At 43.7% G+C, this 13147-nt stretch carries 13 protein-coding genes and 2 pseudogenes; 13 read left to right on the forward strand and 2 right to left on the reverse strand.

Annotated elements, in window-relative coordinates; translation table 11 throughout:
• Window positions 1–74: 74 nt before the first annotated feature.
• The 7 genes and pseudogenes from H1230_RS15510 (at window position 75) to H1230_RS31660 (ending at window position 7933) form a co-directional block, all read left to right on the forward strand.
• Window positions 75–1253 carry an MFS transporter gene (locus H1230_RS15510; protein WP_345773424.1) on the forward strand — a complete coding sequence of 393 codons (1179 nt, stop codon included), beginning with the start codon at window positions 75–77 and terminating at the stop codon, window positions 1251–1253.
• Window positions 1254–1343: 90 nt separating this feature from the next.
• A complete protein-coding gene (locus H1230_RS15515; RefSeq protein WP_239716798.1) occupies window positions 1344–2069 on the forward strand; it encodes a phosphonate ABC transporter ATP-binding protein in 726 nt (241 codons plus the stop codon).
• 27 nt (window positions 2070–2096) lie between these two features.
• Window positions 2097–3380, forward strand: coding sequence for a hypothetical protein (locus tag H1230_RS15520; protein ID WP_481857148.1), 1284 nt, complete (start codon window positions 2097–2099; stop codon window positions 3378–3380).
• Window positions 3373–4071 (forward strand): response regulator transcription factor, encoded by a 699-nt coding sequence (locus tag H1230_RS15525; RefSeq protein ID WP_154119716.1) that lies wholly within the window; start codon window positions 3373–3375, stop codon window positions 4069–4071. Before H1230_RS15520 ends, H1230_RS15525 begins: the two co-directional genes overlap by 8 nt.
• On the forward strand, window positions 4068–5489 hold the full coding sequence (locus H1230_RS15530) for a sensor histidine kinase (protein WP_239716802.1): 1422 nt from the start codon (window positions 4068–4070) through the stop codon (window positions 5487–5489). Before H1230_RS15525 ends, H1230_RS15530 begins: the two co-directional genes overlap by 4 nt.
• Window positions 5490–5500: 11 nt before the next feature.
• Window positions 5501–6079: a GNAT family N-acetyltransferase gene (locus H1230_RS15535; RefSeq protein ID WP_239716804.1), complete on the forward strand. Its 579-nt coding sequence runs from the start codon at window positions 5501–5503 to the stop codon at window positions 6077–6079.
• Window positions 6080–6679: 600 nt separating this feature from the next.
• Window positions 6680–7933: pseudogene (locus H1230_RS31660) on the forward strand (ISL3 family transposase).
• Window positions 7934–8025: 92 nt separating this feature from the next.
• Here H1230_RS31660 and H1230_RS15555 read toward each other — a convergent pair.
• Window positions 8026–8604 (reverse strand): hypothetical protein, encoded by a 579-nt coding sequence (locus tag H1230_RS15555; protein WP_239716814.1) that lies wholly within the window; start codon window positions 8602–8604, stop codon window positions 8026–8028.
• A 90-nt stretch (window positions 8605–8694) separates the two neighbouring features.
• Complete coding sequence (locus tag H1230_RS15560; RefSeq protein ID WP_239716816.1) at window positions 8695–9879, reverse strand: amidase domain-containing protein; 1185 nt, start codon at window positions 9877–9879, stop codon at window positions 8695–8697.
• A gap of 622 nt (window positions 9880–10501) precedes the next feature.
• Between H1230_RS15560 and H1230_RS31665 the strand changes: the two genes are divergently transcribed.
• The 6 genes and pseudogenes from H1230_RS31665 (at window position 10502) to H1230_RS31685 (ending at window position 13019) form a co-directional block, all read left to right on the forward strand.
• Window positions 10502–10627 (forward strand): hypothetical protein, encoded by a 126-nt coding sequence (locus H1230_RS31665; protein WP_481857149.1) that lies wholly within the window; start codon window positions 10502–10504, stop codon window positions 10625–10627.
• Window positions 10628–10696: 69 nt separating this feature from the next.
• On the forward strand, window positions 10697–10831 hold the full coding sequence (locus H1230_RS31670) for a hypothetical protein (protein ID WP_481857150.1): 135 nt from the start codon (window positions 10697–10699) through the stop codon (window positions 10829–10831).
• 35 nt (window positions 10832–10866) lie between these two features.
• Window positions 10867–11016 (forward strand): winged helix-turn-helix domain-containing protein, encoded by a 150-nt coding sequence (locus H1230_RS31675; RefSeq protein WP_481857151.1) that lies wholly within the window; start codon window positions 10867–10869, stop codon window positions 11014–11016.
• 43 nt (window positions 11017–11059) lie between these two features.
• Window positions 11060–11479 (forward strand): annotated as a pseudogene (locus tag H1230_RS31680) (transposase); the annotation flags it as partial.
• A gap of 208 nt (window positions 11480–11687) precedes the next feature.
• On the forward strand, window positions 11688–12053 hold the full coding sequence (locus tag H1230_RS15570; RefSeq protein WP_239716818.1) for a hypothetical protein: 366 nt from the start codon (window positions 11688–11690) through the stop codon (window positions 12051–12053).
• 825 nt (window positions 12054–12878) lie between these two features.
• A complete protein-coding gene (locus H1230_RS31685) occupies window positions 12879–13019 on the forward strand; it encodes a transposase (RefSeq protein ID WP_481857152.1) in 141 nt (46 codons plus the stop codon).
• Window positions 13020–13147 lie beyond the last annotated feature (128 nt).

Genomic DNA, 13147 nt, shown 5'->3' on the forward strand with positions numbered 1-13147 from the left:
TCCACTATAATGTTCCGTGTTTGCCAATTGCGTTACTTATTTATAACCATTGTAGATCATAGGGGGATTCATCCGTGTCAGATAGGCATTCAACATCAGTTCATCACAACAGCAAACGGAATTACATGATTCTTATTACCGTAATTATTGCTGCAGGACTCAGCCAAGGGCTGCTGCTTCCAGTGTTGTCCATTCTTTTGGAGCAAAAAGGGGTCACGTCATCCATCAACGGGCTGAATGCAGCAGCCTTATATATTGGCTCATTTGGCATGACTTTAGTAGCCGAGCGGACACTTGGTGCCATCGGCTTCAAAAAGCTAATTGCCGCCGGGCTTAGCTTGGTATTCGTTAGTTTGCTTCTGTTTCCACTGCTGCCGGGTGTTAAGGCATGGTTCTTGCTGCGCCTGCTTGTGGGGATTGGCGATGCTGCTATTAATTATGCGGCACAGCTATGGGTGCTGCTCATGACACCATCCGAGCACCGTGGGCGTAATATTTCACTGTACGGGATGTCCTATGGTTTGGGCTTTAGCCTAGGACCACTTGGAATCAGCCTGCTGCGCTTCGGCCAAGCGGCGCCGTTTCTTGTGATTGCTGTTCTATTTCTGCTGGTACTGCTGCTGGTCGCCGCGAAGCTGCCAGATTCCCATCCAGAGAAAGTGGCGGGTGGAGAGGGGCAAGCCCGCCGGTTTGGCCGCAGCTATAGTCTCGCATGGTATGCCTTAATTCCGGCACTTTTATACGGTTATATGGAAGCAAGTCTGAACAGTAATTTTCCGGTATATGGTCTGCGCATCGGCTATACTGCTGATCAGATTGCTGCGTTGCTGCCTTTTGCAGGCATTGGAGGGTTGTTGTTGCAGCTTCCGCTCGGGATATGGAGTGATCGGTATGGGCGCCAAAAGATTCTGATTCTCTCCGGGGTCGGTGGAGGGCTGGCATTTGCCCTGCTGCCACTTGCAGCAGACAGATTCCTGCCGACATTAGTGCTGCTTATGTTCGCTGGTGGATTGGTGGGGTCATTTTTCTCATTGGGTCTCAGTTTTGCTGCAGATATCTTACCGCGTAACTTGCTTCCTGCCGCCAATGTGGTATCCTCCTTCCATTATAGTTTAGGCAGCATCCTAGGTCCGGGTGTCGGCGGCTTATTGCTGGAATATGGCTGGGGGAGTGGTGTATTTGGCTTAATGGGCCTTTTATATATCATGTTCGGCCTATTGGGGTTATTATTCTCGCCACGGCAGCGAATTTGAGGTAAGATAAGAACGAATGCTCGCATGGAATTCGATCTCGCTTTCAGAGTACACTATAGAAGTAAAGATGAGGACAGGAGAGGCTGAAAAATGATTACAGTTGAACATTTAGCCAAGGCAGTCGGGGAAGACAAGAACCCGGTTCTGCAAGATATTGGCTTTCAATTAGAAACGGGTGAACTTGTAGCACTACTGGGAGGTAGCGGAAGCGGCAAAACCACGCTACTGCGCTGTCTCGCTCTGCGAGATAAATGGGATAGAGGGAATTTCAGAGTGGATGGAACCAATATTCTGGGGAACATCTTCGGAGGTAAACGCAAGATTCGTCGGGAGTGGGCTTATCTGGAGCAGAATGCTGAGCTGAACCCCAACCGTACGGCATTGAAGAACGTGTTAATCGGCCAATCTGCTCAGACCCCATGGTGGCGTATGGTCACGGGTATGGTGCGCTCAGACGATTATATGGGAGCGATGGATGAGCTCGATGCACTAGGCCTGCTCGATAAAGCGAAGATGAAGACGAGCCAGCTTAGTGGAGGAGAACGTCAGCGTGTTGCGATTGCACGAGCGCTGACTCATGGAGCCAAGGTTATTTTGGCAGATGAGCCGGTGACCGGACTTGATCCCAAATCGGCGGATAGCGTAATGGAAACCTTGCGTAAATTATGTAAAGAAACAGGTCTAACTATTGTGACGGTACTGCCTATAGAATTGGCCGAACGTTATGCAACGCGATTGTGGGTGCTGGAGGATGGCCGGATCAAACATGATGTTAAGGGACGGCGGCTGACCTCTCAGGAGCGTATTAATCTGTGAATTACGTATATGGAAAGAGTGATGAAATTGAATATACGAAGTCTGAGGCGCCTTGCAGTCATCTCCTTGACGTTATCCGTCCTGTCGGGTTGTACTTTCATCAGTGATCCTGTTTCCAAGATGAAATTGCCGCAGCTCTCAGCAGATAAAGCTACGCTTATGGCTGCTATTAATTCATTTAATCCACCAGGCTCTTCGTTGATCCGTCCTGCCAATGATGATGATAGTTCTATCTTCACTGAGGATCTGGATAAGGATGGAGTGATGGAGACCATAGTCTTTTATGAGACACCGGACGAAGCTGTGCAGATTCATGGAATGATTCTAGCGAAGCAAGGGGATGCCTGGGTAAAGAAGCTTGTCTTCGATGGTGACGGAACGGTTCTGGAATCGGTTGATTTGAAGGATGTCACGGGCGACGGCAAGCTGGATATTATTACAGGGTATTCCCGCGGTGAAGAAAAAGGACTGGTAGTCTACAGTTATTCCAGCGGATCACTGGAAGAAGTGCTGACACTGCCTTATACGAAATATATAATTGATGATTTAAACGAAGATGGCATTGAAGATATTACGGTTGTCTCCTTTAAGCGTAATGAATTCGCGACTATAACGACATACCAATATAGCGATGGTTTCAAAGTGCTGGATAAGCTGGACGATCTCGATCCTTATTTTAATAATTATTACAATATTGTCGCAGGAAAAGTTGCGGAGGACAAAGAAGGTATCGTACTGGATGCCGCAGTGGATTCCCATTCCGCGTATACTTATATGGTTGTTATGGAGAATAACAAGCTGCGTGTAGTGATTCCTGGTGATGCCCGTACCTTTAAGGATCAACGTATCGACAGTGAAGATATTGACGGCGATGGCATCATTGAGATTGGCCTGCTTGAGCCACCGAAGGGCTGGGAGTATTTTGACCCGGAGACGATCCCTTATTTCAACTCCTATTACAAGTGGGATGGAAAAGACGGCTTGGTCTTTACATCGCAGCAATATCGTGATCCTGCGGACCGCTTCATCATCAAATTTTCTCCGGAATGGCATGGGAATCTGACAGTGGATACCAAGTCTGTTCAGAATAAATCACTGAAGTTCATCATGTCGAACACTGGAGACACGGTTGCTGAGGTTTCATTCTTTTCACCGCTGGAGTGGGATCGGGTCAAGGGTGCAGGTTGGGAGCTGCTCGGTCGTGATGCTGATAAGATTATTGGCTACCGCGGGAAGCTGGAACAGAGTACAAATGGGGGGAGCAGCAACAAGATTGCTTCACCTATCGAGAGGAAGGGAATAGATGAGTAAAGTTTTGATCCTTGAGGATGAAGAGTCCATCCGCAGTTTTATTGTAATTAACCTGAAACGCAATGGCTTTGAAGTGTTGGAGGCGGCTGACGGCAATGAAGCATTGCATAAGCTGACCACGATTCCTGATATTGATATTGCTCTGCTGGATGTAATGGTTCCAGGTATTGACGGGTTTGAGGTATGTCGACGGATACGGGAAACCAATGAACGGTTGGGTATTATTTTTCTAACGGCCAAGGTACAGGAGCAGGATAAGGTCTATGCCTTATCGGTAGGTGCTGATGATCACATCAGCAAGCCTTTCAGCCCAACGGAGCTGATTGCCCGTATTCAGTCACTGCTGCGCCGGGTAAATGTGCATCGGGAACAGTCGGCCAAAGTTTCTTTTCATTCGGGACCGTTTACACTGGATCTTATTTCCAAACAATTTAAACGCAACGGTGACGCGATCGAACTTACGCCCACTGAATTCTCACTTATCCAATTTTTCCTAGAAAAAGAAAACACACCCCTTAGCCGCGATCTGCTGCTAGATCATGTGTGGGGCAAGGAGTATATGGGCGATCCTAAGATTGTGGATGTTAACATCCGCCGTCTGCGCCAGAAGATTGAGAATAATCCGTCAGAGCCCGAATTCTTACAAACGGTATGGGGGCACGGTTACAAATGGAAAGGGCAAGGACAATGATTAAAAAGGGGATGCGCAGACAGATCGTACTGCACTATATACTTGTAGTCTCTTTAGCGCTTCTCCTGGTGGAAGTTATCTTTTTGCTTGCGATTCGAACGAATTATTACGACAGTGTATATAACAAAATCACGACGCACTTCAGTGCGGCTGAATATTTCCAGAAATATCAAATTTCGGATGAGCATGCTCCATTTCAGTTACAGGACCTGCTGGACAGGTTTACGCTGAGCAATGCAGAGCTGGAAGTGCTGACGTTAAAAGGTGATATGGTCACCAGTTCTACCGGTTTTCAGCCAGACCGCACTATTACAACCAGCGATGTTCCCGAAGCAGCAGGTGGCAGCATCGGTCGTTGGGTAGGCAAACAGCCTGGCACCAATGAGAGTGTGATGGCGGTTTCCAAAATACTGCAAATCCACGGCCGTGATGCTTATATCCTTAGGTACCTCACTTCAGTTGAAGGTATTAACGAAGACCTGCTGAATCTTACTCTGTTGTCAATTGGTATCGGAGTCGCAGTACTGGCCATAGTTGTTCTGTTCAGCTTCGGGCTGGCTAACTCTATAGTAAAGCCGCTCAATAATATTACGGCGGTCTCGGCGCAGATGGCCAAGGGCAGATTTAATACCCGTATTAAAGGAAATTACAAATATGAGATTGCTGATTTGGCGGCTACGCTTAATTATATGGCCGAGGAAATTGTGCGCAGCAATCAGACCAAGGATGACTTTATTTCCTCAATCTCGCATGAGCTTCGTACACCGCTGACCAGTATCAAAGGCTGGAGCGAGACCTTAATCTCAGGTGGATATGATCCGGAAGAAACAAAGCTTGGTATGGGGATTATCTCCAGAGAAAGCGATCGGTTGATTGGTCTGGTAGAAGAGATACTGGATTTCTCCAAGCTGCAGCAGAATGAGATGAAGCTTTCAATCGGCATTGTGAATGTTAAGGTACTGCTGCAAGAGACGATCCTTAACATTTGGGCAAAAGCAGAGAAAAAGCGGATTGTATTACTGCTTGAATGCGACGAAGCGATCTATGTCAAAGGGGATGCCAATCGGCTGAAACAAGTATTTCTAAATCTAGTTGATAATGCGGTGAAGTTTTCCCACGAAGATTCCAGCATCGTACTCACCGCACAGCGCTTTTCAGCAAGTGAGATTGCCATTATTGTTCGTGATAGTGGAATTGGTATTAGTGACGACCATATTTCCAGAGTAAGAGACCGCTTTTTTCAGGTGGATGCTTTAAATGGGGGAACTGGACTTGGACTGGCGATCTCCCAGCAGTTGGTTGAGCTTCATCATGGCAAGATTGAAATGAATAGTGAGATTGGCAAAGGAACGCAGGTCACCGTCATCTTGCCTCTAACAGATGAACTCCCCGTTTCAGTTTCAATGATAACCACTTAGGAGGCGAAGAAATGAATGTGCAGGCTTCCGGATACACTCATTCTCCGCATAGCTCAATTAGCATTATTCGCGCAGATATCGATCGAGTGGGAGATGTCCTGAAGCTGCTGCGAGAAGCAGCGTTGTGGATGGAGAGCAAGGGAATTAAGCAATGGTCACCCACTCAATTTAATGAGCTGGATATTGCCGGATACTTTAAGGATAGACAGGTTTATATGGCTTTGGATGGTGAGAATGTAGCTGGAATGTTCACCTTGCAGTTCAGTGATCCACAGTACTGGGGCAGCAGAAATGATGAATCCTACGCTTATTTGCATCGGCTGGCTGTGGCGGGTTCCTATCGCGGTGTGGGGCTCGGGCAAAGAATGCTTATAAATGCTTCTGCATGGGCTAAGGAGTTAGGCTGCACAGCACTTAGATTGGATACTGTTGCGCACAATATAAAGTTGAACCGTTATTATCAGAGCTTGGGCTTTCACTACATGGGTACGAATGATATGGGCGGGGGTCGATTAGTTAACCTGTATGAGCATTTTGAGGACAACGCTGACCATAACGAGATTATTCTCCGAGAGGACTTTAAATATTGAAAAGCTGTAGTCTCTCGCTGGATTTCTGAAGCAGTGGGTAAGGTCCTTACTTGCTTATTCCCCTGAACGAATTATATGACCGGCGCTAACTTCCCAGGCAAAGCAACGTAGCAGGTCCGTAAGTAATATCAGCCTTGTGGCTATTGACAGCGTTTTGCAAGAATATTAGGTGGTTGTTTATCCTGAGCATTAGGTGCGGGGGATTGGACGGAGAATAGTGAATGAGCTGCTGAGGATTGCTAGCCTAAAACTACCAGTGTCAGGTTCCAGAAAAACTGTCTTAAATAATTTTTTGCATGATCCTATTGTAAACTCTGTGTATTCTTATTCCGATATCTCTAAAATCACATATATGGAATTTGAAAGTCCGTATATAGAATAAAAGTGTATACAGTGGGAAGGAATACTTTTACGCTGTATACACCTTGGGCATTGGGCAAAAATATTACAATGTTCCGAATGGGGATTTTTATGGTATATATATTCGGTTCATTGCCGTAATCAGTGCTTGACGAAGTGACCAAAGGATGAATATGGAAAAACATCTGCTACTCCTGTATTTTTGTAAGTCTCACCCAACAATAAAAAAGGAATAAACAGATGCAGATCCAGTATATCAATGAAATGCTCGACATACCAGAGCTACAACTTCGTCAAATTCGGTCCATGGTTACCGATGAAATTCACATCGAAGTCATTCCACGCAGCTATAAACAATATGCCCCCTGTGCAAGTCCGACCAGAACGTCATTCGCAAGGGAAGTAATGGTATGCGGACGGTAAGGCATTTGCCAATGTTTGCGAAAAAAACATTTCTACATGTGCCTTCCATCCGGTTGTCCTGTACCACTTGCGAAGCCGGATTTGGATGGTCCTATGAATTTGTAGGACCCAAGCAGCGCTACAGTTGGCATTTTCGTTCTCATACCGTCGAACAAGCGCTGGGATCAACGGCTGCACATAGCGCCCGCATGCAGCAACTACCTGCCAGCAGCGAACAGCGCATTCATAACGAGGCTGTTCCCATGGAGTGCGAACGCATCGAGAAGCAGGTGTGGACTGAAGCAAAAGAAATGTCCAATCTGATTTTAGGTGTCGATGATTTTGCCATTCGAAAAGGTCATACGTACACTACCGGTATCCATAATCTCAAAGGTGAGACGATGCTGGACCTGCCTTCGGGTCGAAAGCTGAACGACTTGCGGGCATATGCTAACACACATCCAGAATTTCTTCAGTTGAATCCCAAAGCGGTCATCATGGTTTTAGCCCAGGTGTATGATACTTGGATCAGCGAATGCTTTCCTCATGCAATTCGCATTGCAGATCGGTTTTATGTTCACGGTTATGTGATCAACAGCGTGCAGGAGGTCCGAAAAACCATTCAGCATACACTATCACCACGGGCTGGGCTTACCTAAAAGCCCATCATCGCTTGCTTAATCCACCCGCGGAATCGCTGGAAGTGGAGAGCCGGACGCGACTGGAGATGTTGTAGAGATGTTGTTAACCTTCTCCCCGCTGCTTCGCAGCGCCTGGGAATGGAAGGAAGCATTCACGACTTGGTATGACTGTTCGCCGAGCTTTAGCATTGCCAAACTGGGATTTGAGCGTTGATGTGAGCAAGGCAAGATGATGGATCATCATCCTGCTGTTCGTAGCAGCTTAAAGACGATGCGTAGTTGGAACATTGAAATCGTAAACTATCATCAATGCCAGTGGACAAACGCAACGGTAGAAGGTCGACACAATCGCATTAAAGCCTTCTAGCGTCGTCATTTCTTTACGCAAAATCGAATCCGCTATAATGCAGGTATTCTCATTGATTGTAACCTCAATCGAATGTTGGGCTGATAGTCAAGCACTGATTTTGAGTTTGAGCCTAGGAGTTATATACCGCATGATAAAATAATTTTTAATTAAAATTTAATGCACATTAAGGAGCACTAAAACTGGTCAGAATATTGTGAAACTTCCCACACTCCATTTTTCTTTTTCATCTTAAATACAGACACTCCTACGTATTCTTTGCCTGTAGGTCTGGGATAATCACTAATCGCCTCTGACTCACCGGGAATCTCATAGTACATGGCTTCAATTGAAAATGAACCATCCGTTTCATTTCCAAGCGGCTTTAGGCTTAAAATCACCCGATTCTGATCTAGAAAAGACAATCCCAATTCTTCTTTTATACGATTCTTCTGTATCCATTTTTTTATTTTGTCCATCATTTGCTTTTGTTCTTCTGTATTGTATTGACATGCAGGAATCACCTTACTGAGTTCGTTCAAAATACTTTCAGATTCGCGTACATATTGCGGAAACAGATTTTTTAATCCAGTTATAAGTTCCGCTTTACTCTCTGACTCTTTCTTAATAACAGTATTTTCATTTCTGAGTACTTCTGCTTCGGAGGTTAATTGTTTTATTTCTGTCGATTTGGAATTTAGATTGTACCCCATTGAACCCACTGCAACGACAGCAACGATGATGCCACTAATAATCCACGTGTATTTCTTCCACATCTCAGTTCAAAACTCCCCTGTAAGTGAGTTAATTACTTCACCGCTGAAGTAAAAAATAAGATACCCCAGTGGTGAAGCAATTAATTTATTTTACTGCCCAGTATTCCATTTATTACCTGTAATATGAACAAACTGCATGTTAGAAGGGGCAGATGTTCCGCCGTAGAGTGCTTTAAGGTTTTTATCCAGTTGGTTATTGGTATGTGCACTTATATAAAGATCACCATAATTAACCACTCCATTTGCATCATTGTCTACAATCTTGGTCACGAGCAATACATGACCTGGGACATAAACATAATCACCTACTTGGATATTTGTTGGTAAACTAGATGCAGTTCCCTGCAAACCATAACTGTTATTAGTATAATTGCTGGTAACCCAATTGTAAAAATATGATGTACCTGTCCAATACCAAGTTGTAGCTTCTCCTGTGAGATTTGCCCACCAATAGCTATTCATAGGGTAAGCTTTGGTAGAGCTAACTCTTCCCCCCAAGCCATACCAAACAGATTGTGATACAAAATTCTGGCAATCTGTATCGCCATAAGTTTTGAACTGCGAAGTATTATAGTAAGCTGTTGATGTCGTTCCCGAAGAATCAGTATGTGATCTTGCGTAGCTTACCGCATTGGCCCGTTTAGTGGAATCATAACTATCAAAGTAATCCCCTGGAATAGATAGGACGCCAATACTCTCGTTCAATTCATTTGTAGTTGTAGTCTTAGACTGATCCTGAGTAGTTGTCAGATCAGAAAAATCCGTTCCATAATCATACAATTTTTTAAATTCATCGCTATAGTTATCCTCCGTAATAAGCCACTCATCATTATTTTTTGCCAAGCTAATGCTATGTTGTACTCTAGTCACTGAACTCTCATCTAGAAAGTTATAATCGATACTCTCAACAAGTGTGACTTCTACCTGTGCTTCATCCGAGTTCACATTAACAGAATTAAATTCAAAAGCATTTGTGAAATTTTTCACTTCGGTACCCGCGTTGTTCTGTTCTTCAATTAAATAATTTGTCTTGTCTGTTTCATACGATAATAGTTGAGAACCTTCTTGTGAGTCTAAATTAATTAGTTGGTTTAATTCATCTAATTTCGAGGGATCTTTTATTTTTATAGACTCTGCTAATGAATTAAAATATTTTTGTATAACTCCTTGTATTTCAACTGTATCCTGAGATGTAGAAAAATCGGTGGGGCTGGCTAATGCTACACTGGAAGACATAAATAAGAATACTAGCATCGTGCTTACAATTTTCCTCATACATATTTCCTCCTAATTTTTAATAGTTAACTAGCAACTCAACAAATTGACGAATTAATACCTGCTGGCCAGCAGACAGAATACAAATATTCCAAATAATGTATTCTGTAGAATATTATAATATCCTATTATAAAACAATCAATATTTTTTTAGAAATGGGGATATTCTATTTTATATAAAACCAGATTGGAGATTTCTTTCAATTCGGTCCATACGGGCTTTTCGATACGTTCGTACTCCACCGGAATATACATGTGCTGTATGGTACTGTAGGTAGTTGCTTGCATGCGAGCACTATATGCAGCTGTTGATCCAGCGCTTGTTCGACGTTATGGGAACGAAAAAGCCAGCTGTAGCGCTGCTTGGGTCCGACAAATTCATAGAACCATCTAAATTCGGCTTCTCAAGTGGTGCAGGACTACCAGATGGAATGCACATGCAGAAATGTTTCTTCGCAAAAACGGGCAAATGCCTTACCGTCCGAATAAAGGACGCTCGTATTGAAAATTGAGGTTAAGAGCGAATAGGGAAAACAGGAAATATATAAGACGCATCTAAGAAAATAACATACCGCGAAATGGGGTAATTATGCTGTAACCTCATCTCAAGGTGGCGATAAAAATGAAGACTACAGAAAACGAACGTTTGAATGAAGCCATGAAACGCACAGCCGATAAACGTTTCTATGAAAGATACTTGGCGGTCCGTCTTCGCCTCGAAGGCCACTCGTTTGCTCAGATTAGCTAGTTGCTGGGACGTCTTCGCCAAACGATAAGTGTCTATTGGCAAAGCTATCAAGAAGAAGGCTTGGCGGGTTTGGAAATGGATCATTCTTCCAGACATCCGCCTAAACTCACGGAGGAGCAGCGTAGACAGCTGGCGGGTATGCTGGAACACCAGCAACCCGTGGATGTGGGGTTCGAGGCCGCTATACTTAGCCGCTTCCTCTAGTGGCCGAATAGATTAAGCGAGAATTTGGCCAGGTCATGAGCGTACGTGGGATTAGTGCCATGCTCAAACGGATGGAGTTCAGTTTCACAAAAGCAACCTATTCGCTGGCCAAAGCCGACGAGATCGATCATCTGCTGTTTGAAAACGAATCGATGATACGTTCCCTATCAGGCGCTGCAATATAATTGGTTTCCGCGGGGGCGACAGCGCTAAGTACCCACGTACGGAAAGCATGAAGGTGCCAAGTTAATTGGAGCCACTAACTACGAAACTGGGCAAGTGCATCACCGGGAAGAAGAAAAAGCAGACGTAGCGGCATGGATTCGATTTCTCCTCAATCTTCAAAATGCGTATCCAAGCGGGAGAATTGCGATGATTTTGGATAATAGCCGGATTCACCATGCCGCAGAACTGCAGCCTTTTTTGAAGAAGCATCCCCACTTACATTTGGTATTTCTACCGCCGTATAGCCCGAATCTCAATCCGGTAGAAGGGTTTATGGCTATGGTTAAAAGCAGACGTAGTGAACAACGTCTTTTTTTGAGAAATTTTACCGAATCAAGCTGCATGTCGGTCAATTTTATGAAGCGAGTCAACAAGCACCCAATAGACACGGTTGATCGTCTGTTAATTAGGATTAAATCTTAATTGCGGTATATATAGACATAAATTTTTTTAATACACATTAAATGTGCTTCTTTAAGTGGCTGCAGTTTCTGAGTTCTCAGCACAGAGAATTTAGAAAACTTCGGACTATTAATCATATAATGGTTGAAGAATATACCAATTAATGATATTATATGTTTTTTAAGTAATTTTATGGAATAATAAAACTATTAAAGGGAGAAAATGAAAAATGAAAAAAAATTGGATTTCTTTTCTACTTCTATTTGTTTTAATGGTTTCATTGGGAACTGAAGCCTTTGCAGCGAACGGGGAAACCGGAGCTCCTGTTACTGGAGACACCAAATTAACATCACCAATTTCTGGTCAACATCAATATGGAAAGTTAGAGGCTGAACTCCGCAGTGGAACTTATGATGTCGATGTAACTTTAATGGAACTCACACCGACAGGATGGGTAGGCATATATATATTGACAGCAACTAATGCTAATCGCGCTGTTAGTGTCAATTATTACTTAGAAGGAGGAAAGCAGTATAGGTTACAAGTGAAGTCTCAAAGTAGCGGATGGGGTCATCTTTATAATTATATTCCTTAAAGATTAAACTCTTAGAAAATTCACAAATTAAACAGCAGTAATTACGAATTAAAAAGAATATATATACATCCAACAGGTCGCTGAAAAGCGACCTGTTAGCTTTCAAACAACCCGAAAGGAGTCATCCACATGATTTTTGTTTAGCCCTATCATTGATCCCAAAAGCGAGGATCATAAAGTATTACTATAGATCTATAGCGTAACAGCAAACCTAGAAATTTTAAAGATGCGACAGTCTACAAAATACTCCATATTTGGTTCGGTGAATCGTGATGGGCATATCAAAAGTAGCTCTTACCGACAACCCTGTGCAATCGTGATCTAAACGGATCAAAACATGAATTGAACAGCGCAAGAGCACGATGCGCAAATTTTTTGGACATCTTAATCCTGCGATAATACTCGTTTTCCCTAAATAGGACGAAAATAATCACTTGTGAATTGGATTTTCCCAAGTTACGAAGGCGTTTTTTAAAGACATGTTTTCAAAAACGCCTTCGTAACTTGTTGAAAGCCTGCTTTACCTCAGAAGGAGTTCAAGATCGGAGTACTGGGGCTTGACTAACTTTGTCAGAACACAGTCAGTCACTAAAGCTTCTCACTTCGAATTTTGGATGAATCGTAAAAGGAGTGGCCTTTCACACAGCGATGGCGGACAATCCTATGAAGAGCGTTCCCTACGGACTGGAGATGACCTTGCGAAGTCTGTTAACTATGATCCTTGAACTTCAAAAGCAAATCAAAGGCTTAGAAAAAGATTCTGGAGTTGTCAAAAACCTAACGGAAGTTCAGCTTTTGGAATCCATTCTGGGGGTTTGAACAAAGTTGGGAACGGGAATTGTCTCTCAAATTGGAGATGCTTCACAGTTCCGTCGTTCCAAGCAACTGGTAGCGTATGCTGGATTAGATCCAAGTGTCTTCAGTTCTGGGAAGTTTCTCGCAAAGCAAAACAATATTACGAAATGAGGCTTCCAAACGATTACAAAGAGCCATGTAATTGGCTGTAATATGCGGTCTACGAGGGGAGTTGAACTCTGTGCTGAGGGGCGGTATTATGATAAGGAAAAGAGTGAAGGGAAGCCCCATAACGTAGC

Origin of the sequence: Paenibacillus sp. 19GGS1-52 (assembly GCF_022369515.1) — a bacterium.
GTDB lineage: Bacteria > Bacillota > Bacilli > Paenibacillales > Paenibacillaceae > Paenibacillus_AQ.

Coding starts and splice junctions, on each gene's coding strand:
- H1230_RS15525 (WP_154119716.1), top strand. CDS start 3,373: ATGAGTAAAGTTTTGATCCTTGAGGATGAAGAGTCCATCCGCAGTTTT.
- H1230_RS15560 (WP_239716816.1), bottom strand. CDS start 9,879: ATGAGGAAAATTGTAAGCACGATGCTAGTATTCTTATTTATGTCTTCC.
- H1230_RS15530 (WP_239716802.1), top strand. CDS start 4,068: ATGATTAAAAAGGGGATGCGCAGACAGATCGTACTGCACTATATACTT.
- H1230_RS31665 (WP_481857149.1), top strand. CDS start 10,502: ATGAAGACTACAGAAAACGAACGTTTGAATGAAGCCATGAAACGCACA.
- H1230_RS31675 (WP_481857151.1), top strand. CDS start 10,867: ATGAGCGTACGTGGGATTAGTGCCATGCTCAAACGGATGGAGTTCAGT.
- H1230_RS15570 (WP_239716818.1), top strand. CDS start 11,688: ATGAAAAAAAATTGGATTTCTTTTCTACTTCTATTTGTTTTAATGGTT.
- H1230_RS15535 (WP_239716804.1), top strand. CDS start 5,501: ATGAATGTGCAGGCTTCCGGATACACTCATTCTCCGCATAGCTCAATT.
- H1230_RS15555 (WP_239716814.1), bottom strand. CDS start 8,604: ATGTGGAAGAAATACACGTGGATTATTAGTGGCATCATCGTTGCTGTC.
- H1230_RS15515 (WP_239716798.1), top strand. CDS start 1,344: ATGATTACAGTTGAACATTTAGCCAAGGCAGTCGGGGAAGACAAGAAC.